Annotated in this window: 20 protein-coding genes and 3 tRNA genes; 15 read left to right on the forward strand and 8 right to left on the reverse strand. The window is 74.4% G+C overall.

The features are described from left to right. Position 1: 1 nt before the first annotated feature. From folB to ftsH, 4 genes are read right to left on the reverse strand one after another with little or no spacing between them, the layout of a single operon-like run. Positions 2-373, reverse strand: a complete 372-nt coding sequence (folB, locus tag FM119_RS00165) for a dihydroneopterin aldolase (RefSeq protein WP_218778701.1) — start codon at positions 371-373, stop codon at positions 2-4. Further along, positions 360-1,160 (reverse strand): dihydropteroate synthase, encoded by an 801-nt coding sequence (folP, locus tag FM119_RS00170; RefSeq protein WP_087135699.1) that lies wholly within the window; start codon positions 1,158-1,160, stop codon positions 360-362. The genes folB and folP overlap by 14 nt, the downstream gene beginning before the upstream one ends. Before the next feature lie 44 nt (positions 1,161-1,204). Continuing rightward, positions 1,205-1,837, reverse strand: a complete 633-nt coding sequence (gene folE / locus FM119_RS00175) for a GTP cyclohydrolase I FolE (protein ID WP_087135675.1) — start codon at positions 1,835-1,837, stop codon at positions 1,205-1,207. 5 nt (positions 1,838-1,842) lie between these two features. Further along, a complete protein-coding gene (ftsH, locus tag FM119_RS00180; protein ID WP_087135676.1) occupies positions 1,843-3,870 on the reverse strand; it encodes an ATP-dependent zinc metalloprotease FtsH in 2,028 nt (675 codons plus the stop codon). A gap of 228 nt (positions 3,871-4,098) precedes the next feature. Between ftsH and FM119_RS00185 the strand changes: the two genes are divergently transcribed. The 6 genes from FM119_RS00185 to FM119_RS00210 are packed head-to-tail and all read left to right on the forward strand — an operon-like array spanning position 4,099 to position 11,842. Next, positions 4,099-5,169, forward strand: a complete 1,071-nt coding sequence (locus tag FM119_RS00185) for a polyprenyl synthetase family protein (protein ID WP_087135677.1) — start codon at positions 4,099-4,101, stop codon at positions 5,167-5,169. Next, entirely contained in the window at positions 5,166-6,032 is an 867-nt protein-coding gene (locus FM119_RS00190) for a phytoene/squalene synthase family protein (RefSeq protein WP_087135678.1), read from the forward strand. Before FM119_RS00185 ends, FM119_RS00190 begins: the two co-directional genes overlap by 4 nt. Next, positions 6,020-7,630 (forward strand): phytoene desaturase family protein, encoded by a 1,611-nt coding sequence (gene crtI, locus FM119_RS00195; RefSeq protein ID WP_087135679.1) that lies wholly within the window; start codon positions 6,020-6,022, stop codon positions 7,628-7,630. The genes FM119_RS00190 and crtI overlap by 13 nt, the downstream gene beginning before the upstream one ends. Beyond that, positions 7,627-9,183, forward strand: coding sequence for a carotenoid biosynthesis protein (locus FM119_RS00200; protein ID WP_143822579.1), 1,557 nt, complete (start codon positions 7,627-7,629; stop codon positions 9,181-9,183). Before crtI ends, FM119_RS00200 begins: the two co-directional genes overlap by 4 nt. Continuing rightward, the gene (locus tag FM119_RS00205; RefSeq protein WP_087135681.1) at positions 9,180-10,331 is read left to right on the forward strand and encodes a glycosyltransferase family 2 protein; all 1,152 of its coding nucleotides are present in this window, start codon (positions 9,180-9,182) and stop codon (positions 10,329-10,331) included. Before FM119_RS00200 ends, FM119_RS00205 begins: the two co-directional genes overlap by 4 nt. Further along, the gene (locus tag FM119_RS00210) at positions 10,328-11,842 is read left to right on the forward strand and encodes a phytoene desaturase family protein (RefSeq protein ID WP_087135682.1); all 1,515 of its coding nucleotides are present in this window, start codon (positions 10,328-10,330) and stop codon (positions 11,840-11,842) included. Before FM119_RS00205 ends, FM119_RS00210 begins: the two co-directional genes overlap by 4 nt. A 64-nt stretch (positions 11,843-11,906) precedes the next feature. On the opposite strand, the gene hpt is transcribed toward FM119_RS00210, so the two are convergent. Continuing rightward, a complete protein-coding gene (gene hpt, locus FM119_RS00215) occupies positions 11,907-12,458 on the reverse strand; it encodes a hypoxanthine phosphoribosyltransferase (RefSeq protein ID WP_087135683.1) in 552 nt (183 codons plus the stop codon). Positions 12,459-12,664: 206 nt separating this feature from the next. Then, the gene (gene tilS / locus FM119_RS00220) at positions 12,665-13,693 is read right to left on the reverse strand and encodes a tRNA lysidine(34) synthetase TilS (protein WP_087135684.1); all 1,029 of its coding nucleotides are present in this window, start codon (positions 13,691-13,693) and stop codon (positions 12,665-12,667) included. Between the two features lie 178 nt (positions 13,694-13,871). Between tilS and ppa the strand changes: the two genes are divergently transcribed. From ppa to FM119_RS00255, 7 genes are all read left to right on the forward strand, one after another. Beyond that, positions 13,872-14,366 (forward strand): inorganic diphosphatase, encoded by a 495-nt coding sequence (gene ppa / locus FM119_RS00225; RefSeq protein ID WP_087135685.1) that lies wholly within the window; start codon positions 13,872-13,874, stop codon positions 14,364-14,366. 243 nt (positions 14,367-14,609) lie between these two features. Then, positions 14,610-14,682: transfer RNA gene (locus FM119_RS00230), tRNA-Glu, on the forward strand. Positions 14,683-14,748: 66 nt separating this feature from the next. Then, positions 14,749-14,825, forward strand: a tRNA-Asp gene (locus FM119_RS00235). Between the two features lie 64 nt (positions 14,826-14,889). Beyond that, positions 14,890-14,962 (forward strand) — tRNA-Phe (locus FM119_RS00240). 378 nt (positions 14,963-15,340) lie between these two features. After that, positions 15,341-15,646 carry a helix-turn-helix domain-containing protein gene (locus FM119_RS00245; protein ID WP_087135686.1) on the forward strand — a complete coding sequence of 102 codons (306 nt, stop codon included), beginning with the start codon at positions 15,341-15,343 and terminating at the stop codon, positions 15,644-15,646. Next, complete coding sequence (locus tag FM119_RS00250; protein ID WP_143822580.1) at positions 15,639-16,820, forward strand: type II toxin-antitoxin system HipA family toxin; 1,182 nt, start codon at positions 15,639-15,641, stop codon at positions 16,818-16,820. The genes FM119_RS00245 and FM119_RS00250 overlap by 8 nt, the downstream gene beginning before the upstream one ends. 68 nt (positions 16,821-16,888) lie before the next feature. Beyond that, the gene (locus FM119_RS00255) at positions 16,889-17,848 is read left to right on the forward strand and encodes a sensor histidine kinase (RefSeq protein WP_087135688.1); all 960 of its coding nucleotides are present in this window, start codon (positions 16,889-16,891) and stop codon (positions 17,846-17,848) included. Between the two features lie 102 nt (positions 17,849-17,950). Here FM119_RS00255 and FM119_RS00260 read toward each other — a convergent pair whose 3' ends face one another. Together FM119_RS00260 and FM119_RS00265 are read right to left on the reverse strand one after the other, a co-directional pair. Beyond that, on the reverse strand, positions 17,951-19,753 hold the full coding sequence (locus FM119_RS00260) for a hypothetical protein (RefSeq protein ID WP_143822581.1): 1,803 nt from the start codon (positions 19,751-19,753) through the stop codon (positions 17,951-17,953). Further along, complete coding sequence (locus FM119_RS00265) at positions 19,750-20,421, reverse strand: response regulator transcription factor (RefSeq protein ID WP_087135690.1); 672 nt, start codon at positions 20,419-20,421, stop codon at positions 19,750-19,752. The genes FM119_RS00260 and FM119_RS00265 overlap by 4 nt, the downstream gene beginning before the upstream one ends. A 165-nt stretch (positions 20,422-20,586) precedes the next feature. Here FM119_RS00265 and FM119_RS00270 point away from each other — a divergent pair, with 165 nt between their 5' ends. Further along, a complete protein-coding gene (locus tag FM119_RS00270) occupies positions 20,587-22,506 on the forward strand; it encodes an Hsp70 family protein (RefSeq protein ID WP_179205135.1) in 1,920 nt (639 codons plus the stop codon). A gap of 120 nt (positions 22,507-22,626) precedes the next feature. Then, positions 22,627-23,151 (forward strand): sigma-70 family RNA polymerase sigma factor, encoded by a 525-nt coding sequence (locus FM119_RS00275; RefSeq protein ID WP_087135692.1) that lies wholly within the window; start codon positions 22,627-22,629, stop codon positions 23,149-23,151. Positions 23,152-23,240 lie beyond the last annotated feature (89 nt).

Consider the following 23,240-nt stretch of genomic DNA (forward strand, 5'->3'; position numbering starts at 1 on the left):
GTCACCGCCTCGGCTCGCGCGTGATGGTGACGGCGACGTCGGCGAAGGGCACCCGGATCGGCGCCTCCGGCTTGTGCACGGTCACGCGGGTGCGCCGCGCGGCGGGGTGCTCCAGGACGACGGAGGCGATCCGCTCGGCGAGGGTCTCGATGAGGTCGACCGGCTCCCCCTCGGCCGCCGCCACGACCCGCTCGGCGAGGACGCCGTAATGGATCGTGTCGGCGAGGTCGTCGCTGGTCGCCGCCCGCTCCAGGTCGGTCCACACGGCCACGTCGATGAGGAACTCCTGGCCGTCCCGTCGCTCGTGCTCGAAGACGCCGTGCCGCGCGAACACGCGCAGCCCGGTCAGCTCGATGAGGTCACTGTCCGCCACGGGACCCACTCTGCCATGCGCGGAGCGCCCGCAGCGCGACGACGCTGTCGGGCACACTGTGCGCCCGCACACCCCAGGCGCCGGCCTGGGCGGCGAGGGCGTGGACGAGCGCGCTCGGTGCGTCGCGGGCGGCCATCGCCTCCGAGCCCTCCGGCAGCAGCTCGGCGACGAAGCGCTTGCGGCTCGCCCCGACGAGCACGCGGTGGCCGAGCGCCGTCAGCAGATCGAGCCGCGCCAGGACCCGCCAGTTGTGCTCCGCGGTCTTGGCGAAGCCGAGGCCGGGGTCGAGAACGATGCGTTCCGGCGCGATCCCGGCGGCGACGGCCACATCGCGACGGCGTGCCAGCTCGTCGCGGACCTCGACGGCGGCGTCCGCGTAGTGCGCGCGCTGCGCCATCCGGTCGGCGTGGCCGCGCCAGTGACCGAGCACGTAGTCCGCCTCCGACGCGGCGACCGTGCCGAGCATCGCCGGGTCGGCCAGTCCCCCGGAGACGTCGTTGACGATGACCGCGCCCGCCTCGATCGCCGCCGCCGCGGTCGACGCATTGAAGGTGTCGATGCTCACCGCGGCGCCCTCGGCGGCGAGGGCCGCCACCACCGGCTCGGTGCGTCGGCGCTCCTCGACGGGGGCGACACGGTCCGCCCCCGGCCGGGTCGACTCCCCACCGACGTCGATGAGGTCGGCGCCCTGCTCACGCAGGAGCCGCGCGTGGGCAAGGGCATCGTCGATGGCGGCGAAGCGCCCGCCGTCGCTGAAGGAGTCGGGCGTGGTGTTGAGCACCGCCATGATCACCGCGGGCAGCGCCGTGCCCGCGGGCGACGGCTGCGTGCTCACGGGCCGGTCTCCGCCACGGGGACGGTCAGGGGGTGCGGGCCGAGGCCGCTGCCCGTCGCCGGGGTCGGGCGGCCGATGAGGGCGAGCGCGGCCGCCTGCTCCGCGGGGGCGGCGAACGAGCCCCTCGCCGCGAGCGTGACCGTCGTCGAGCCGATCTGGCGCGGCCCGCGCATCGTCACGCAGCCGTGGGCTGCCTCGATGACGACGAGGACGCCGCGCGGGTCGAGCGCCTCGTCGATCGCCGCCGCGATCTGCTCGGTCAGCCGCTCCTGCACCTGGGGCCGCGCGGCCAGCACGCCGACGACGCGCGGGAGGCTGCCGAGACCGACGACCCGTTCGGCGGGGGCGTAGGCGATGTGCGCCGTCCCGAGGAACGGCAGCAGGTGGTGCTCGCACACCGAGCGCAGCGCGATGTCCCTCATGACGACGGTGGCGCCGTCGTGCTCGCCGACGGCGATCGTGTTGGCCAGGGCCTGCGCCGGGTCCTGGTCGACGCCGGCGAAGAACTCCGCGTACGACTCCGCCACCCGGCGGGGGGTGTCCTCGAGACCGGGGCGGGAGGGGTCCTCCCCGATGGCAGCGATCAGCTCGGCGACCGCCGCCCTGACCCGCTCAGCGTCGACCGCCATCCGCGTCAGACCGTCGCCGGACCGCGGCCCAGCCCGGGGTTCTCGTCGCCCTCGCCCGTCACGGTCGCCTCGGCCTGGCCCTCGTCGACGGCCGACCGCACGACACCGTCGGTGGCCTCCGGGTCGACGGGGGCCGTCTTCGGCTCGGGGAATGCCACGGGCGGCCGGTGCGACACGGGCCGGTCGTCGCTGGAGAGCCACAGCTGTCGCTCGTCGATCTTGACGACGTCGCGGAAGATCTCCTCGAGCTGCTTGTGGTCGAGGGTCTCCTTCTCGAGCAGCTCGCTGGCGAGCCGGTCGAGGATGTCCCTGTTGGCATTGAGCACCTGCCAGGCCTCGGTGTGCGCCTGCTCGAGCAGGGCACGGACCTCCGCGTCGACGCTCTCGGCGATCTTCTCCGAGTAGTCCCTCGACTGGCCCATGTCGCGGCCGAGGAACATCTCGCCGCTGGACTGGCCGAGCTTGACCGGGCCGACGGAGGTGGTCATGCCGTAGTCGGTGACCATCTTGCGCGCGGTCGAGGTGGCCTTCTCGATGTCGTTCGAGGCGCCCGTCGTGGGGTCGTGGAACACGATCTCCTCGGCGACGCGCCCACCCATGGCGTAGGTGAGCTGGTCGAGCAGCTCGTTGCGGGTGACGGAGTACTTGTCCTCAAGCGGAAGCACCATCGTGTAGCCGAGCGCACGGCCGCGCGGCAGGATGGTGATCTTCGTCACCGGGTCGGTGTGGCGCATCGCCGCGGCGGCGAGCGCGTGTCCGCCCTCGTGGTAGGCGGTGATGAGCTTCTCGTTGTCGTTCATGCGGCGGGTGCGCCGCTGCGGGCCGGCGATGACGCGGTCGATGGCCTCGTCGAGGGCGCGGTCGTCGATGAGCTGCGCGTTGGAGCGGGCCGTCAGCAGGGCCGCCTCGTTGAGCACGTTGGCCAGGTCGGCACCGGTGAAGCCGGGGGTCTTGCGGGCGACGACGGCCAGGTCGACGTTGTCGGCGAGCGGCTTGCCCCTGCCGTGCACCTCGAGGATCTTCGTCCTACCCTGCAGGTCGGGGGCGTCGACGCCGATCTGGCGGTCGAAGCGGCCGGGGCGCAGCAGTGCCGGGTCGAGGATGTCGGGCCGGTTGGTCGCCGCGATCATGATGACGTTGGTCTTGGGGTCGAAGCCGTCCATCTCGACCAGCAGCTGGTTGAGCGTCTGCTCGCGCTCGTCGTGCCCTCCGCCCATGCCGGCGCCGCGGTGGCGGCCGACGGCGTCGATCTCGTCGACGAAGATGATCGCGGGCGAGTTCTCCTTGGCCTGCTGGAACAGGTCGCGCACGCGGCTCGCGCCGACGCCGACGAACATCTCGACGAAGTCGGAGCCGGAGATGGAGTAGAACGGCACGCCGGCCTCGCCGGCCACGGCACGGGCGAGCAGCGTCTTACCCGTTCCGGGAGGGCCGTACAGCAGCACACCCTTCGGGATGCGGGCGCCGACCGCCTGGAACTTGGCCGGCTCCTTGAGGAAGTCCTTGATCTCCTGCAGCTCCTCGAGCGCCTCGTCGCTGCCCGCGACGTCGGCGAAGGTCACCTGCGGCGACTCCTTGGACACCAGGGTGGCCTTGGACTTGCCGAACTGGGCCATCTTGCCGCCGCCCTGCATGCGGGACAGCATGAACCAGAAGAACGCGCCGATCAGCAGGATGGGCAGCAGCAGCCCGAGCAGGGACATGAACCAGTTGGACTGCGGGACCTTGTCGTTGAAGCCGTTCGTCGGCGCCGCCGTGTCGACCGCGTCGATGACGGCCTCGGCGCGGGCGTCCACGTACTGGAACCAGACGCGCTCCGCCGCCTCGTCGCCGCCCTTGGACAGGGTCAGCTCGGCCCTGTTCTCGCCCTCGGTCAGCGTCACCTCGGTGACGGTGTCGCCGCGGAGGAGCTCGAGGCCCTTCTCCGTGGTGACCTCACGCACCCCGTTGATGTTCAGCAGGCTCATGCCGACGGCGAACAGCACGAGAACAACAAGGATGTAGGGCAGCGGTCCCTTGAGGAGTCGTTTCATGGTTTTGCGAATCGAGCGCGGACTCGACGCCTTTCTGCCGGAGGGTTTGGACGAGGCGAGGGCCCCGTGGTCATTCAGGTTATCGGTCCCGGGCTGGGTGCCCGCACTGTGTTCCCCGTGGGCGTAACGGCTCCGACGGGGCCCTCCCCCTCCGCCTCCGGGCGACACGCGTCGTCGCCGGTGTCGCCCGCCGTTGCTAGGCTCGTGCGGGAGCAGAGACGAGACCGCATGCCCGCGCCCCAGAACGTTGCCGTCCCCCAGACGACGGGGGCCGTCGCCTCTGCCGTCGACCGGGTTCGCGAGCGCCTGGACCGCCTCGCCCGAGCGGGCGCCGGCGCGGCACTGCGGGGCACGAGCGTCGACGCCCTCTGGCGCGAGATCGCGCGGACGGTCACCGACGGCAAGCTCATCCGGCCCGCGATGCTCCTGGCCGTCGTCGCCCGCAGCGACAGGGGCGTCGACGACGACGCGATCGACCTCGCCGCCGCCATCGAGCTGCTGCACAAGGCGTTCCTGCTGCACGACGACGTGATCGACCACGACACCGTGCGGCGCGGCGCGCCCAACCTCATCGGCCGCTTCTCCCGCGGCGAGGACGAGGCGTCGGGCGGCCACCCCTCCGTCACCCGCGGCGAGGCCGCGGGGATCCTCGCCGGCGACCTGCTGCTGGCCTCTGCGCACGACCTGGTGGCGCGCCTGGACGTGCCCGCGCCGCTCCGGAACCGACTGCTCGACGACCTCGCCGAGGCGCTGCAGTGGTCGGTCGCCGGCGAGCTCGACGACGTCTCCTTCGCCGCGAACGGCGAGCGGCCCGACGCCGCCCGCGTCGCCGAGATGCTGCACGCCAAGACCGGCGCCTACACCGTGAGGCTGCCGCTGCAGTGGGGCTTCGCGCTGAGCGGCGCGGCCCCCGACGCCGGCGCGATCGAGCGCTACAGCAGGGCGGTGGGGCTCGCGTTCCAGATCCAGGACGACCTGCTCGGCCTGTTCGGCGACCCCGAGCTCGTCGGCAAGGACAGGCACAGCGACCTGCGCGAGGGCAAGGTCACGGCCGTCATCGCCCACGCCTACGGGACCGCCGACTGGCCCCGGATCGAGGCCGCGCTCGGGACCGCGCTGCTCGACCCCGCCGAGGGCGACGCGATCATCGCGCTGCTCGACGGCGGGGGCGCGCGCGCCAGCGCCGAGTCCGACCTCGCCGGTGCCATCGACGCGGCCAGGGCGGCGGCGCGCGAGCTCACACCGTTCGACGACGTCCTCGGCGGCATCGTCGACTCCATCGAGGGGCGGCGCGGATGAGCGCGGCGCTCGACCAGTACACCCGCATCGCCGAGGGCGCCGCGGCCCGCGTCATCAGCGGCTACTCCACCTCCTTCAGCATGGCCACCCGGCTGCTGCCCTCCCGCTGCCGGACCGCGGTGACCTCCGTGTACGCGCTCGTGCGCGTCGCCGACGAGATCGTCGACGGCGTCGGCGAGGGCGCCGGCCTGGACACCGGGCAGCAGCGAGAGGCCCTCGCCCGGCTCGAGGCGGACGTCGAGGAGGCCACGAGGACCGGCTTCAGCGGCAACGTCGTCGTGCACGCCTTCGCCGTGGCGGCACGCGCCAGCGGCATCGACCGCAGCCTCACCCGGCCGTTCTTCCACTCGATGGAGATGGACCTGGACCCGCGCGCGCTCGACGAGGCCGAGCAGCGCGAGTACGTGCACGGCTCGGCCGAGGTCGTCGGCCTCATGTGCCTGAGGGTGTTCCTCGCCGGTCAGCGCGTCGCCGAGGCGGACAGGGCCCGGCTCGACGAGGGCGCCCGCGCGCTCGGCGCGGCGTTCCAGAACATCAACTTCCTCCGCGACCTCGCCGACGACACCGACAGGGGTAGGGACTACCTGCCCACCGAGGCCGAGCGGCTGAGCGAAGACGGCAAGGACGAGTGGGTCCGCCGCATCCGCGCCGACTTCGACGCCGCCCAGGCGACCATCCCCCTGCTGCCGCGGGACTGCCGGCCCGGCGTCGCGGCCGCGACCGGCCTGTTCGGCGAGCTGACCCGGCGCATCGCGCGCACCCCCGTCGAGGAGCTGCGCCGCCGACGCGTCTCCGTCCCCCTGCCGGTCAAGGGCAGGGTCATCGCCGCGGCCGTCCTGACAGGAGCACCATGGCAGAAGTGATCGTCATCGGAGCAGGCATCGCCGGGTTGGCCACCGCCGCACTGCTCGCCCGCGACGGGCACGACGTGACCGTCCTCGAGCAGCACGATCGGCCGGGCGGCCGGGCGGGGCTGATCGAGTCGGAGGGGTTCCGCTTCGACACGGGCCCGTCCTGGTATCTCATGCCGAGCGTCTACGAGCACTTCGCCGCGCTGCTCGGCACGAGCGTCGACGAGCTGCTCGAGCTGTCGGTCCTCGACCCCGGCTACGAGCTCTGGCGCGCCACCGCGGGCGACGACGCCTCCGGTGTGGACCGCTGGGCGATCCCCCTCGGCGCCGACGCCGTCACCGCGGAGGCGGAGCTGCGCCAGCCCGGCGACGGCCAGGCGCTGCGCACCTACCTGGACTCCGCCGCGGACGCCCTCCGGCTGTCGCTGGACTCGTTCCTCTACAACCCCTTCGCCTCGCTGCGCAGCCTGCTCACCCCGACCGTGCTGCGTGAGGCGCCGCGGCTGACGCGCTGGCTGAGCGAGGACCTGGCCTCGTTCTCGGAGCGGAGCGTGCGGGGCGAGGCGCTGCGCCAGGTGCTGCAGTACCCGGGGATCTTCCTCGGCGTCGACCCGCGGAGGGCGCCGGCGATCTACCACCTGATGAGCCACGTCGACCTCGTCGAGGGCGTCGCCTACCCGAAGGGCGGCTTCACGAGCGTCGTCGAGGCGCTGACCGCGCAGGCCGAGGCGCAGGGGGCCCGCATCGTCTACGGCGCCCGGGTGGAGCGGATCGTCGCCCAGCACGTCCGCGGTCACCGCAAGCCGCGCGTCCGCGGCGTCGAGTGGGTCGACCGCGACGGGGCGAGCCACCGCACCGGGGCCGAGGTCGTCGTGTCCGCCGCCGACCTGCACCACACCGAGACGCGGCTGCTCCCGGAGGACCAGCGCAGCTACCCCGAGCGCGCCTGGCGGCGCAGCGAGCCCGGGCCCTCCGCCGTGCTGGTCATGCTCGGCGTGCGCGGTCGTATCCCGGAGCTGCCGCACCACGCCCTGCTGCTCACCCGCGACTGGGAGCGCGAACTCGACGCCGTGTTCGGCGCAGCGAGCACCCCCGAAGTCACCTCGCTGTACGTGTGCACGCCGTCGCGGACCGACGACACGGTCGCCCCGGACGGCGACGAGAACCTGTTCATCCTCGTCCCGGTGTCCGGCGAGATCGAGCTCGGTCACGGCACGGGGGGACCCGGCTGGGAGCGCGAGGATGACCCGCGCGTCCGCGCCATCGCCGACGCGGCCGTCCGGCAGCTGGAGCGCTGGTCGGGGGTCGACGACCTCGGCGAGCGGGTCGTCGTCCGGCACACGATCGGGCCGGCCGACTTCGGCACCGACTACAACTCCTGGGCGGACGGCATGCTCGGACCGGCGCACACCCTGCGCCAGTCGGCGCTGTTCCGCCGCGGACCGCGCTCGCGCCGCGTCGAGGGCCTGCTCTACGCCGGCGCGACCGCGACCCCCGGCGTCGGCGTGCCGATGTGCCTCATCTCTGCCGAGCTGATCCTCAAGGAGCTGCGCGGCGACGCCTCCCCCGGCCCGATCCCCGCTGAGGAGTACCCGCGGGGACGGGCGTGAGCGCTCAGCCGACGACGCGCCCACCCGCCGCGGGTCCCGGCACGAGCCCCGGCCGCGTGCTGGCCGGACGGCTCGCCGTCGTCGCGATGCTCGTCGGCTTCGTCGCCCAGTCGCTGTTCGCCCTCTTCGCCGACTCGATCCCGCTGACCGCCGTGAGCGTGCTGTCACTGTCGGCTGCGGCCGCACTGCACGCCGCGAGCGTGGGCGGCCTGCGGGTCGCGCTCCCCCTCGTCGGCGGCGTGGCGGTGCTCACCCTCGTGGCGGAGGCCGTCGGCATCGCCACCGGCTTCCCCTTCGGGGAGTACGCCTACACGGGGGCTCTCGGGCCGGAGCTGCTCGGGGTCTCGCTTCTGGTCCCGCTGGCCTGGCTCACCCTGGCGTACCCCGCCGTCGTGGCAGCCCGGCTGCTCGTGGGCACGGGCGGCGGCCGCCGCGTCGTGCTCCGGGTGGCGCTGGCCGCGTACGGGCTCACGGCCTGGGACGTGTTCCTCGACGCGCAGATGGTCGACGCGGGCAACTGGGGCTGGGCGAACCCGGAGCCCTCGCTGCCCGGAACGCCGGGCATCCCCCTGACGAACTACGCCGGCTGGTTCCTCACGGCCGCGCTCATCGCCGTCGTCATCGAGGCGGCGCTCGCGCGGGCCGGGCGCTCGGCGCGTCCGCCCCGGCCGTTCGGTGTCCGAGACACGGTCCGCGCCGACGCCGTGCCGTACCTGGTCTACCTGTGGACCTGGCTGACCAGCATCGTGGGGAACCTGACGTTCTGGGACCGCCCCTCCGTCGCCCTCGCCGGCGGCCTGGCCATGGGCGCCGTCGCCGTTCCGCTGATCGTCGTCTGCGTCCTCGCCCTGCGCCCCCGCCTGATCCGGCTGACCCTGGCGCGCAGCACGGAGGGCGACCTGCGCCGACGGCTCGACGCGGTCGCCGTCGCCGGGCCGGTGCCCTCCGGCGCCGTGATCGCGTCGACGCACGGCAGCTGGTGGGATGGCTCGATCCTCGCCTGGCTCGCCGACCGTGAGGACCGCCCGCTGACGGTGCTGATGTCCGCCGCCCAGCTCGACCGGATGCCCTTCCTGCGCACGGCGGGAGCACTCGACGAGAGTGAGCTGCGCGGCTTCGCCGAGCGGGCGCGCGCGGAGGCGGCGTCCGGCGACGGCTGGGCCGTGCTCTTCCCCGAGGGGGCCCTGCGGACGGGGCCGGGCGTCGGCGCCCTCGGCGCCGGGGCGGCCTGGGCCGCCGAGCGCAGCGGCGCGCCGCTCGTTCCCCTCGCCGTCCGGGTGGTCCTGCGCGGCGGCCAGCGGCCGGAGGCGTACCTGCGCTTCGGCGAGCCGGTCACGCCAGGCGCCACGCGTGCGGAGACCACCCGTGCCCTGCACACGGCCATGGGCGCGCTGCTGACGGCCGTCGACGCGGAGCTGGACGCGACGGACCCCGAGGAGCTGCCGAACGGCTACACCGTCGTCCTGCGCGGGTCGGGGCGGGCCGCCGACGACGACCGCGCCGCGGTGCGCTGGCTCGCGCGGCTGACCGGCGCGGAGAGGCGACGGGGATGACCGCCCCGCCGCGGGGACGGGGCGTCGCGTCCGCGCTGACCGCCGTCGCGCTGGGCGTCTTCGCGGTCAGGGCGGTGGTGCTCGCCGTGAACGCGCTGACCTCGCCCTCACTCGGACGGGTCGAGGCGACGCCGGGCCGGCGACGGGTCGAGGCGACGCCGGAGAGGCGGCGTGGCCGCGTGGTCGCCCTCGTGCCCGCGCGCGACGAGGCGCGGCGCCTGCCGGTCAGCCTCCCGACGCTGCTCGTGCAGGGCGCCGACCGCGTTGTCGTGCTGGACGACGACTCCTCCGACGGCACGGCCGACGTCGCGGCCGCCCTCGGCGCCGAGGTCGCCGCAGGGGAGCCGCTGCCCGCGGGGTGGACGGGAAAGAACTGGGCCTGCCACCAGCTCGCCGCGCTCGGCACGGCCGATACCCCGGACCCCGACGGCCCGCCCGACTACCTGCTCTTCACCGACGCCGACGTCGTCTGGTCTCCCGGGGCGCTCGACGAGCTCCTCGCGCTCGCGGACCGGCGCGACGCCGCCCTCGTGACCGTGTTCCCCCGCCAGCTCACGGTGCGCGGGGGCGAGCGCCTGGTCACGCCGCTCATCGACGCCGCCGTGCTCGGCCTCGTCCCCACCCGGCTGACGGCCGCGCCCGCGCCGGTCGTCGCCAACGGCCAGGTGATGCTGTTCCGCAGGGACGCCTACGCCCGGGTCGGCGGGCACGAGGCCGTCGCCGGGGAGCTCGTCGAGGACGTCCGGCTGGCCGAGCGCGTCCGCGACGCGGGGGAGCCCCTCGTCGTGTGCCGCGGCGGCCGCGGGATCGCCGTGCGCATGTACGACGGCTACCGCTCCTCGCTGCTCGGGCTGGCGAAGTCGATCCCCGGCCTGCACGGCGACCGCCGCAGCGTCATGGTCGCCGCCTGGCTGACGGCGCTGATCTGCTGGACGGTCCCCTGGCTGCTGCCGCCGACCCCCGCGGTCCGTCTCGCGCGCCTCTGCACGATCGCCGACCGCGCCGTCGTCGCAGCCCTCACCGGCCGGAGGGACCCGGCCTCCCTCGCCGAGGGACTGCTCGGCCCGCTCAGCCCCCTGCTCGTCGCCCCCGCCTACCTGCGCGCGCTCGGCGGTCCCGCCCGCTGGCGGGGACGGAGCTACCCGTGAGCCGCGTCGTCGTGATCGGCGGCGGCGTCGGCGGCCTGTCCGCCGCGGCCCGGCTCGCGCACGCCGGCCACCGGGTGCGGCTGCTCGAGACGTCCGGCTCCCTCGGCGGCAAGCTCGGGGTCCTGGAGCGCGACGGCTACCGCTTCGACACCGGCCCGTCGCTGGTGACGATGCCGCAGGTTTTCGCCGAGCTGTTCGAGGCGACCGGGTCGAGCCTGGCGGCCGAGCTGCCTCTGCGCCGGCTGGACACCGCCTGCCGCTATCGGTTCCCCGACGGGACCGTCCTCGACATGCCCGGCCACAGGGAGGCCATCGCCGGGGCGCTCGACGCGGCGCTCGGCGGCGACGCGGGTGCGCAGTGGACGGCGTTCCTCTCCGAGGCCGAACAGGTGTGGGACGTCGCGGAGGGGCCGTTCCTGCGCGAGCCGATCAGCTGGCCGACCATCGTCCGGCTCGCCGCCCGACCCGCGAGCCTGGCCCGCCTGGCGCCGTGGCGCAGCCTGCGCGGCTACGGCGCCCGGACGCTGAGGGACCCGCGGCTCGGGCAGCTGCTCGACCGCTACGCCACCTACACCGGCAGCGACCCGCGGCTGGCGCCGTCCGCGCTGGCGACCGTGCCCTACGCCGAGCAGCAGTTCGGCTCCTGGTACGTCCCCGGCGGGCTCTCCCGCATCGCCGAGGCGATCGCCGGACGGGCGGTCGCCGCCGGCGCCGTCCTCGAGACGGGGGTCGAGGTCGTCGCCATCGAGCACGACGGGTCGCGAGCGACGGGCGTGCGCACCGCCGACGGCGAGCTCATCGGGGCGGACGTCGTCGTCGCCAACGCCGACGCCGCCACCGTGTACGGCCGGCTGGTGCGCGGATCACGCCGGGCCGAGGCGGCGGGGCGCGCGCTGGCCAGGACGACGCCGTCGCTGTCGGGGTTCGTCCTGCTGCTCGCCCTGCACGATCTGCCCGAGGAGCTGCGCGACCCCTCCGCGCACCACCGCGTGCTGTTCACCGACGACTACGACGCCGAGTTCGACGCCGTGTTCGGCACGGGGTGCTTCGCCGTGACCGGCCCCCGCCCCGTCGCCGACCCCACCGTGTACGTCACCGCCCCCGCCGATCCGGCGATCGTTCCGGGAGAGACGGACGGCGCGTGGTTCGTGCTGGTCAACGCGCCGCGGCACGATCCGGCCTCCGGGGTCGACTGGGACGCGCCCGGGGTCGCCGAGGCCTACGCCGACCGGGTGCTCGAGGTCATGGCCGAGCGCGGGCTGGACGTGCGGCCGTACCTGCGCTGGCGCGTGGTGCGCAGTCCCGCGGTGCTGGAACGCGAGACCGGTGCGCCCGGCGGCTCCATCTACGGCTCGTCGTCGAACGGCGCGCGTGCGGCGTTCCGCCGGCCGTCCAACCGCTCCCCGCTCGCGGGGCTGTTCCTCGCCGGCGGCTCCGCGCACCCCGGCGGCGGGCTGCCGCTGGTCGCCCTGTCGGCCCAGATCGTGGCGGAGCAGATCGGCCCGGCCTGATCGCGGCGGCCGACGAGCCGCGGCGGCGCGACCGGAACGGGCCGTGCCGCCGCGATGCCGCCGCTTAGGAGTAGACGTGCGGCGCGAGCACCGCGACGTCGCGCAGGTTGCGGTAGCGCTCGGCGTAGTCGAGGCCGTAGCCGACGACGAAGTCGTTGGGGATGTCGAAGCCGACGTACTTGCAGTCGATCTCGACCTTCGCCGCCTCCGGCTTGCGCAGCAGGGCGCAGACCTCGAGCGAGGCGACCCCGCGGGAGCGGAAGTTGTCGATCAGCCAGGACAGCGTCAGCCCCGAGTCGATGATGTCCTCGACGATCAGGACGTGGCGGCCGCTGAGGTCGCTGTCCAGGTCCTTACGGATTTGCACGACACCGCTGGACTTGGTTCCCGCACCGTAGGAGCTGACCGCCATCCAGTCGATCTCGACGTGGCTCCTCAGGTGCCGCGACAGGTCGGCCATGACCATGACCGCGCCCTTCAGCACACCGACGAGCAGGACGTCCTTGCCCGCGTAGTCGTCGTCGATCCGTGCGGCGAGCTCAGCGAGCTTGTCCTGGATCTGCTTCTCGGTGACGAGGACCGTCGTGAGGTCGTCGCCCAGGTGGGAGGATTCCATGCGTCGATTCTAGACAGCGCGGACGGCCGCCCTCGACCACACCGGCCGGGTCGGCACACCGGCGGGGTCAGGGCACCGGCCGGGTCGAAGCACTGGCCGGGTCGGCGCACCGGCGGCGTGAGGGCACCGGCGCGGCCAGAGCACCGGCGGTGCACGACCACGGTGCCGCGCGGTCGGCGGCGGGCACGACGGCGGTGCCGCACCGGTCAGCGGCGGACGGCGGGGTGCAGCAGCAGCCGGTCGCCGCTGCGCGACACGGCGACCCCCGGCACGTCGATCGGGCCCTGGCCGTGCCAGTCGGTCACGAGCGCGACGATCTCGAGGGTGTGGCGGCGGCTCAGCGAGCGACCGCCGTCACCGTGCACCGCGGCGCGCACGACCCGGTTCCGCAGCGCGGCGGGCAGTGCGGCCAGGCCGGGCACGGACAGGGCGACGAGGTCGCCGTCCCGCTCCGCCAGCCCGTCGAGCGCCTCGGCCGCCAGCGCGTCCAGCGCGTCCGCGTCCTCGCGCAGCTGTGCCGCGGTCCGGGCGAGGGCCGCGGCGACCCCGGGGCCGAGCGCATCCTCCAGCACGGGCAGCACGGTGGAGCGCACCCGCACGCGGGCGTAGGACGGGTCGGTGTTGTGCGGGTCGTCCCACACCGGCAGCCGCTCGACGCGGCAGAGCCGCCGGGTCTGCTCCCTGGTGACGCCGAGCAGCGGGCGCAGCCGCAGCCCGTCCGCCGCCGCCATGCCGCTCAGGCTCCGGGCGCCCGACCCCCTGGCCAGGCCGAGCAGCACCGTCTCGGCCTGGTCGTCGAGGGTGTGACCGAGCAGCAGCGCGGCACCCAGTCCCTCCGCCTCGCGCTCCAGCGCCGCGTATCGGGCCGCGCGGGCCGCCGCCTCCGGACCGCCCTCGCTCCCCGGCCGGACGGTGAGCACGCGCACCGGGTCGAGTCCGAGCGCCCTGGCGGCCTCCGCCGCCCGCTCGGCGACGCCGGTGGAGCCGGGCTGCAGGCCGTGATCGACGACGAGCGCGCCGGCCGCGACGCCGAGGCGGGGCGCGACGTGGGCGGTCGCCGAGGCGAGCGCGAGCGAGTCCGCACCCCCGCTGAGCGCGACGAGGACGGCCGAACCGCCGCCGTCGCGGTACCGTTCGACGGTCTCGCGCACCGCCAGCCGGACGCGCGCCTGCGCCGGGTCCAGCCGCGCGCGGACAGGGCCGTCACCCGGTGCGGGCGGCAGGGGGGCTGACATGCCCCCACGGTAGCGCGGCGCCGCTCGGGGCCGAACGCCATCCCGAGCGGCTAGAATTCCCGCGGGCCCTGGGGCGCCGCCGCGACCGCGGTCCACGGCGCACCGGCCGGTCGCCGCCGCCCGCGCGGCTCACCGAAGCACAGCAACGCACACCAACTCAGAGCGTAAGGAGCCGCACATGGCCGCATACGACGTCATCGTCGAGATCCCCAAGGGGAGCCGCAACAAGTACGAGGTCGACCACGAGACCGGGCGGGTATTCCTCGACCGCGTGCTGTTCACCTCCTTCGTCTACCCGACCGACTACGGCTTCTTCGAGAACACCCTCGGCCTGGACGGCGACCCGGTCGACGCCCTCGTGCTGCTGGAGTACCCCGTGTTCCCCGGCGTCGGCGTGAAGGTCCGCCCGGTCGGCGTGCTCAACATGTCGGACGAGGCCGGCTCGGACGCGAAGGTCGTCGTCGTCCCCCACAAGGACCCGCGCTGGAGCCACATCCAGGACATCACCGACGTCCCGGAGCACTCGCGCAACGAGATCGAGCACTTCTTCACCCGCTACAAGGACCTCGAGCCCGGCAAGTTCGTGAAGATCGAGGGCTGGGGCGACGCCGCCGAGGCCGAGCAGATCGTGCAGGCCGGCTTCGCGAAGCTGAAGGAGGAGGGCGGCCACTGAGCCTCCCCACCCCCTGCCTGGTCCGGGCCCCCGCCGTGTCGGCGGGGGCCCGTCCGCGTGTGTGGGTCGGTACGACTTCACACGGACCCCGGACCGTCGGGCGAGCCCGCACCCGCGGGGTCGGCGCGCGTCCGCGGCAGCGATCGACACGCCCGGAACAGCCGCCGCGGGGACCGATTTGCCAGGGCCGGACATCTCTGCCTATTCTTGGTACTCGGTAGTTGCGAACTCCGGTTCGACTCCGGCCCCATCGTTTAGCGGCCTAGGACGCCGCCCTTTCACGGCGGTAGCACGGGTTCGAATCCCGTTGGGGTCACGGCTGCCGACGAGTGAGAACAACACAGCAGGAACAGCAACACCGGTAGTATCAGCAACACAGTATGGCCCTGTAGCGCAGTTGGTTAGCGTGCCGCCCTGTCACGGCGGAGGTCGCGGGTTCAAGTCCCGTCAGGGTCGCCATGGTCAAATGCCCTTCCTCACGGGAGGGCATTTTCCAGACACGGCGGCATCACAACCGCCGTGAGGCTCTGTAGCTCAGTTGGTAGAGCGCACGACTGAAAATCGTGAGGTCACGGGATCGACGCCCGTCGGAGCCACAAGGCTGATCATTACAGTCAGCCCAGAAACCCTCGCCTAGCTTCTACATGGCGGGGGTTTTGCTTTGCCCTGGCGACGGGGGCTTTCGGCTCGCTCCCCCGCGGAGTTCCGCCCAGCCACTGAACGACGATCGCTGATCGAGCGCCGCGGATCTTGATCCCCACCGCCGCACGCACACGCCTCACCCCTCTCGCCTCACACGAGCAGCTTCAGCTCGGCGAGCGATGCCAAGGAAGGCACCGAGGCAGGCGCAACTGTCACGACCGCTCGTGACGACGCGATCCGCCAACGCCGCCAAGGACCCGACGTGCCTAAGATAAAGAAAACGTGAACCAAAGATACTTTAGATAATGGTTTCTGCACTTTAGACTGAGGCCATGAAGTCCACCCCGCCGCCGGTGCGGCGCGCGCTGCGCACCATCGGCCAGAACATCGCTACGCAGCGCAAACTGCTCGGCTTGACCGCGAAGATGGTCGCCGAGCGCGCGGGAACCACACCGCCCACCATCAGCAAGCTGGAGCGGGGTGACGGCGCGTCTCTGGAGATCACGATGAGTGTTCTCCGCGTCCTGGGCCTTATGACCGAGGTGGTCACCGCCACGGACCCGTACCAGACCGACCGCGGTCGCCTCATGGCGGACGAGGCGCTCCCTGTTCGCGTGCGAGTGCGTGGCGATGCCTGAGCCGATCGAGGTCACCACCGTCATCGCGGGCCGGGACGTCCTGGCCGGCCGAATTCACCGCACGCGCGCCACCGGCTCCTTCACCTACGACGACGACTACCTCCGCAACCGCGCAGCCTTCGCCCTGGCACCCGCGCTCGGGCTCCACCGCGGAGCGTTCCCCCTGTCCGTGGCGAACCCTTTCAGCGACTCCGCCCCGGACACGTGGGGACGCAAGGTGCTCAACCGCGCGGCCGGGAGGACGCTCGACGAAATCAGCCTGCTCCTCGGCGTCAGCGACGAGAGCCGCCAGGGTGCCACCAGGTTCTGGACAGACGGAGTCGCCCGCGCCGACGAGCACGGCGTCCCGCCAGAAGCGGAGCTCAGCGAGCTGCTGCGTGTGGCCGACCAGGTCGAACGCAACGAGCGCGACATCGACAACGTCGCCGTGCGCCGACTCTTTCGCGCCACCGGATCGTTGGGCGGTGCGCGCCCGAAGGCGAACGTTCGCCTCGGCACGGAACTGTGGCTCGCCAAGTTCCCGAAGCCCCAGGGCGACCACTGGAACAAGATGGCGTGGGAGGCGGCCATGCTCGAACTCATGGGCCGCGTCGGCATCACCGTCCCCACGCACACCACCACGCAGATCACCGTTGACGGCGAGCAACGCACCGTCCTGCTGCTGAAGCGATTCGACCGCTCAGACACGGGCACCAGAATCCCGTACATCTCCGCGATGACCGCTCTGGAGTCGGCCGACGGCGATGGCGGCGACTGGGTCGACCTCGTCGACGTCGCGCGCCTGAACGGTGCCGACACCCGAGAACTCTGGCGGCGCGCCCTGTTCGGCGCCGCCGTCGGGAACCTCGACGATCACCTGCGCAACCACGGGTTCCTGCGCAGGGGAAACGACTGGCAGCTCTCCCCCGCCTTCGACGTCAACCCTGAACCGCGGGGCGACGGCGACGAGCATCAGCTCGCGCTGGGCGGTGAGAGCACCGTCACCGTGGAGGCGCTCCGCCAGCGCGATGCACTCCAGCTGTTCGGCGTTCGTGTTGCCGAGGCGGACAGCTATGCGGGCGAGGTGCGCAGCGCACTCGCCGACGCCGGCACGCGGGCCGCCGCGAACGGTGCCGACCCACGATCGGTGGCAGTGATGGAGAGCCGCATCGCGTCCGCGATGGAGGCGCTCTAGCCCCGTCGGGCACGTGCCGCCACGTCCGGCGCGCGTCCCCGCCCCACGCCGCTGCTAACGTCGCCGGTATGCGGGGACGGCGGCGGGTCAGGGCGGCGCTGACCGCCGCGCTGCTCGACCACGGGGTCGCCCCGGAGCTGCCCGAGCTGGTCGGGGTGGTCGGCTCGACGCTGCGGGCGGACTCCTGCGCGATCACGCTCGGCTCCCGGACCGAACGCTGGCTCTCGCCCCGCCTGCCCGACACCGCGGGCGAGCCGCAGGACACGGCGCGGCTGGTGCTGCAGTCGGACCCGCTCGTCGTGGTCGAGCTGTCCCCGTCCCGGCTGATGCCGGAGAGGGTGCTGTGGCAGCCGCTGCTCATCCTGGTCGCGCCGCTCGCGGTGGCGGACGGCATCGAGTCCTCCCACCGGGCCGGGGCCGCCGCGGCTCGCCGCCTGGCCGACGTGCGCTGGCGCGCCTCGACCGACATGGAGCACGAGCGGCGACGGCTGGAGCGCGACCTGCACGACGGTGCGCAGCACCACCTCGTCGCGCTGCGCATGGCGATCGCCCTCGCCGAGCACCGCAGGGACGAGCCCGGCGCGGAGCAGCGGCTCGCGGCGCTTCGCGCGCAGCTGGACGAGGCGGAGCGGCTGCTGCTGGCGACCGCGAGGGGCGTGCTGCCGCGGGTGCTCGCCGCGGAGGGGCTCGGCGGTGCGCTGCGGTCGCTGCGGGAGCCGGGCGTCGTCGTGGACGCCGAGGTTCCCCGGGTCATGCCCGCGGTGGAGTCGGCGCTGTACTTCATCGCGCTCGAGGCGATCAGCAACGCCCTCAAGTACGCGCCGGGCGCGACGGTGACCGTCACGGCGGCGGCCGTGGGGGAGCGCGTGCGGGTGGTCGTCGCGGACGACGGGCCGGGCTTCGCCGTGGGCGGCAGCGCGGGCGGGCTGGCCTACCTGGCGGAGCGCCTGGCCGCGATCGGCGGCGAGCTGGACGTCGTCTCGGCCCCGGGCGAGGGGACCGTCATCACGGCGTCCGCCCCCCGCTGACGGCCGAGCACCCGCGCCACCCGCGCCACCCGCGCAGACCGGCACGGCCTACACCTACGCCCACGCCGACACCGACACCGACACCGACGCCCACGCGTACGCTCAAGCCGACGCCGACGCCGACGCCGACGCCGGCGGCACGGCCCCGATGCCGGCCGCGCTGCGGGCGAGCAGCTCCGCGGCACGGCGCGAGGCGGCGTCCAGCCCCGGGCGGCGCGCCACCGCCGCCCAGTGTGCGGCCGCCGCCGCGGCCGTCGCCGCGACGAGGTCGTCGCCCGCCTTCCGGTCCAGGCCGAGTCGCGTTCGGGCGTCGCCGCCGGCGGAACCGGCCAGTCGAGCGGCATCGGCGTCGACGATCCGGGGTGCTCGCCCCTCGGCCACGGCGTCGAGGAGGCCGTGCTCGGCCAGCTCGTGCGCTCCGACGACGAGCTGCTCCAGCTGCCAGCGCAGCACGCCGTTCTCCCCCTCGTCCTCGGCGATCCGCGCCAGCTCGTCGGCCACCCTGACCGCGGCGATGACGGGCGCGCGGGCGGCGAGCAGGGCGACCGCCTCGCCGGGCCCGGTGCCGTCGGCGAACAGCAGCGGTCCCCCGGCGAGCGCCGCGGCGAAGCCGTCACGGGGGCTGAGCGCGCACACCACCGCGTCGACGCCGCCCCACTCCTCGCCGGAGCGGATGCGCGCCGCGAGCGCCGCGTCGGGCGCCTCGTCGCAGTCGATCGTCCGCACGCCGGGCGCCGGCACGGGGGACGGGCCCTGCACGACCAGGAGCGCGACGGGCGCCGTGAGCCGGACGCGCAGCCGCTCCCTCACCGTCTCCGGCAGTCCAGCGGACTCCAGCAGCGTCGCCACCCGGCCGTGGACGGGCCGCGAGGCGAGCTGGCGCCGGCCCGGGGGCAGCGAGGTGACCTCGGCCCGTGTCGGCAGGGAGACGACGACCTCGACGTGCTCGCGTCCGGGGCCGACCCGCAGCGTGCCGCCGAGGGAGGCGAGCCGCTCCCTGTCCGCGGCGAGCGCCGCTTCGACCTCGGCGACGGCCGCGTCACCCGCGAGCGCGTCGGCGAGCCCCCCGGTGCGGCGCGTCACCCGGGCGACGAGGGCGTCTCCCCCGCGCAGGCGCACCTCCACCCGCTCAGGGCCGCGCGCCAGGACCCGCAGCACCCCGGCGACGGCGTGGTAGAAGCCCGACTCGACGTCCCAGCCGGCCCGCCGGCCGAGGTCGCCCCGGACGACGACGGAGCCGGGCAGGCCGGAGGCGAGCTCGGCGAGCGTCTCCGCCGCGCCCCGCTCGGGCAGCATCGCGGGGAAGACGCCGCGGACCGCGCCCCTCAGCTCGTCGATGAGCCGCTCTGCGGACGCGTTGACGCGCTCCCACGGCACCTCGCCGGCGGGAACGGCGAGCATCCCCCTCAGCTCGGCGAGGTCGCCGACGGTCGCGGTCGTCACCGTCTCGACGAGCCGGATGCGCTCTCCCTCGCCGACGCGCACCGCCCGCAGCTGCGCCGCCTCAGCGGCCGCGCCCGCACGGTGCGCCTGCTCCTGGGCGCGGCGCAGCTCGCGCGTCGCGGTCAGTGCGCGCACGATCGCGCCGAGCCAGGCCGCCGTCTCCCTCAGCAGCCGGGCGCGCGCGGAGGTCATCCGCGGTGCGGGGTCGACGACGAGGACGCCGAGGCCGGGGACGTCGACCGTCCGGCTGCCCTCCGGCGCGAGCTCCGCGCCCGCGCGGTCGGGCCACGCGGCGAGCTGCTGACGGTGGCCGTCGTCGAAGCAGCGGACCAGCCGCACCTGAGCCGGGCCGTGCCGCTCGGGGCGAACCCCCCTGGCCAGGTTTTCCAGCAGAGCGGGGACGAGGCCCTCACGCGGGGTGGAGGCGACGACGTCGAGCACGCGCCGGGCGCGCGGGCTCATCGCGGTCCGCCGCCGACCCCCTGCGAGTGCAGATAGGTCAGCACCGCGAGCACGCGCCGGTGATGGACGGTCGCGTCGCCGGGGATGCCGAGCTTCACGAACAGCGACGCGACGTGCTTCTCGACGGCCTTGACGGAGACGAACAGCTCGCGCGCGATGGCGCTGTTCGCCCGGCCCTCGGCCATCAGCCGGAGCACCTCGAGCTCGCGGGGCGCGAGGACGCTCAGCGGCCCGTCGCCGCGCTCACCCGTCTCGACGAGCCGGCCGGCCAGCACCGGCTCGATGACGATCTCGCGCGCGGCGATGCGCTCGAGCGTGTCGTTGAGCATCTGGACGCCGGCGATGCGCTCCTTCAGCCGGTAGCCGATGCCCTCCGTGCCGATGGCGAGCATGCGGCGCAGGTAGTGGGTCTCGGAGTAGTGCGACAGCAGCAGCAGGCCGACCTCAGGGTGGCGTTCCCTGATGAGCGCAGCGGTCGTCAGGCCGCCCTCCTCGCCGGGGGGCATGCGGATGTCCAGGAGCGCGATGTCGACGGGCTCGGTGCCGAGCGTGGCCAGGAGCGCCTCGCCGTCGGAGTGGGCGGCGACGACCTCGTGGTCGGCCGCGCCGAGCAGCAGGACGAGCCCCTCGCGGAACAGCGTCCCGTCGTCTGCGATCGCTACGCGCACCGGCGCACCACGCCCCTTCCGGCCCGGTCCCTCCGAACACCGCAACGATACCGCCCGTCCGACTCCCCTGTGCGGCGGTGCACGGTACCGTCGCCGTCACACGGGCCGAATAACATGTGCGTCACGGTGTCGTGCGTCCGCTGCGCGGCGGCCGGGAAGGGATCCATGCGGTACAGCATCGGCGTTGACCTCGGAACGAGCACCGTCGCGGTCGCCATCGGCGACGAGCGGGGGACGCGGGCGGTGGCCCTGTCCGAGGGGGACGTCCTCCCCTCGGTCGTGTACTGCGCGGCGGACGGCACGATCCTCACCGGCGCCGCGGCCCTGGCCGAGCGGGACCCGGCACGGACGGTCACCGGCTTCAAGCGGCGCATCGGCGACCCGACGCCACTCGTCGTCGGCGGGACGAGCCGCAGCCCCGAGGAGCTCATGGCCGCCCAGCTGCGCGACGTCGTCGCCGCGCTCACCGAGTCCAGGGGCGAGGCCCCCGCCGCCGTGGTCCTCAGCGCCCCGGCCGCGTGGGGTCCGTACCGGAGAGAACGCTTCGACCGCGTTGCCGAGCTGTCCGGCGTCGCGGTGCGGGCCGTCGTGACCGAGCCGGTCGCGACGGCGACGCACGTCGTCAGCGAGCGGGGGCTGGGGACGGGGGCGCTCCTGGCCGTGTTCGACCTCGGCGGGAGCACCTTCGAGGCGACGGTGCTCCGCGTCGGGCCCGAGGGCATCGAGACGCTCGGCAGCCCCGAGGGCATCGAGCACCTAGGCGGCGACGACCTGGACGACGCCGTGCGCGGGCTCGTCGACCGCAGGCTCGGCGGTCTGCTCTCCGCCCTCGACCCCGCCGTGGAGGGCGACGCCGCCGCCCTGGCCGCGGTGGACGCCGCGTGCACCGAGGCGAAGGAGCTGCTCTCGTCGCGGAGAGAGACGGTCGTCGTCGTCCCCCTGCCCGACGGGGAGCGGCGTGTCACGATCACGAGGGACGAGTTCGACGAGGCGATCCGACCGACCGTGGAGCTGGCCGTCGCCGCACTGCGCCGGTCGGTGGCGTCCGCGGGGGTCGACGAGGACGCGCTCGCGACGATCATCCTGTCGGGGGGCTCGGCACGCATCCCCCTCGTGGCGGCCCAGGTCGCCGCGATCGGCCGGCCGGTCCACGCCACGCACCGGCCGACGACGACCGTCGCACTCGGGGCGGCGGAGGTCGCCCGCCGGCTCCTCGAGTCGGGGCCGGTCGGGTCGCCTGAGCCCGACCCGCGCGACGCGACGGCTCCCCTCGCGGGGCGCGGCGGCGCCCGCCGCCGCCCGGGGCGCCGGACTGTCGCGCTCGCCGGCGTCGCGGTCGTCGCCCTCGCGGCCGCGGCCCTCACCATCCCCCCGCTGCTCGGCCAGGCGGCGAACAGTTTCACCACGGCGGAGCAGACGCCCGCTCAACCGGCCGACCAGGACCAGGACCAGGACCAGGACGGCCAGGATCAGGGCGAGGACGCGACGGTCATCGAGCCGGAGCCGGCCGTCGTCCCCGAGCCGACCGTCGTCGCCCCCGTCTTCACGGACGGTGCGACGGCGGAGGGGCTCGGCTGGTTCGTCCAGTCCGCGGGCGTCACCGGCGACTGGGAGGTCAGCACCCTCGACGACGGCACGGCGGCACGCGACCAGCTCACCCTCACGGAGTCGGCCGACGGCCTGCACGCGCAGTGGTCGGGCGCCGCCGACCCCGCACAGTTCTACGCGCAGGCCTCCGGTGAGACCCTCGACCTCGCGCCCGTCGCCGAGAACGACGGAGCCCTCGTGCTCGACGTCACGGTCGCCTCCGGCACGGCGGGGACGTTCCAGCTGGCCGCCCACTGCGGCTACCCCTGTGGCGGCACGGTGGACGTCACCGACGCGGTCAACGCCATCCCCGACGGCGGGACGAGACGGCTCGTCGTCCCCGCCTCCTGCTTCACCGCGGCAGGCCTGGATCCGTCGCGTGTGGACACGCCGTTCCTGGCCTTCGGCACCGGCGACCTGGACGTGAGCGTCGACGACGTCCGCTGGGAGGACAACACCGGGGCGGACCCCGACGCCCTGCCCTGCGGCGAGGGGTAGGGACAGCCCCACCCCCCGGACGGGGGATGCCGCCCCCTGAACGGGGGGTGCACCCAGAGACACCGCCTCCGCGCGGTCGGACGATCGAATCAGACGCCGACCGACCGGAGGGAGCCCACGATGGGCACGAGCGATGCAACGACGACGACGACCGTCGATGAGCTGGTCAGGGCCCACGGTGCGGGCCTGCTGCGCTACGCGACCGGGCTGATGAACGGCGACAGGGCGGCGGCAGAGGACGTCGTCCAGGAGACCTGGCTGCGCGCCTGGCGGCACCTGGACCGGCTCACCGAGCAGCAGGGCTCCGTGCGGGGCTGGCTGACCCGGGTCACCCACAACATCGCCATGGACCAGCTGCGCGCCCGGCGGTGCCGGCCGGCGGAGGTCGCCTGGTCCGAGCTGGACACCGAGCGCGTCGCCGCACCGCATGACCCGGCCCACGAGGTCGAGGACCGGATCGTCGTCGCCGAGCTCCTCGGGCACGTCTCCGAGCTGCACCGCCGCACCATCCACGAGGTGTACTTCTCCGACCTCACGGCCGCGGGCGCCGCCGCGACGCTCGGCGTCCCCGTCGGCACCGTGAAGAGCCGCGTGTTCCACGCGCTGCGCAGCATGCGCACCCAGAGCGCCGCGTTCGCCGCCTGAGCGGCGCCGGACGCGGTCCCCCCGCTGCCCGCCCGAGTTCCCCCCGGGCGGGCAGCGTCATGCGCGGGCGCCTCGGCCCCGCGGCCGGG

The sequence above is a fragment of the Mycetocola reblochoni REB411 genome, assembly GCF_900163835.1.
Taxonomy (GTDB): domain Bacteria; phylum Actinomycetota; class Actinomycetes; order Actinomycetales; family Microbacteriaceae; genus Mycetocola_B; species Mycetocola_B reblochoni.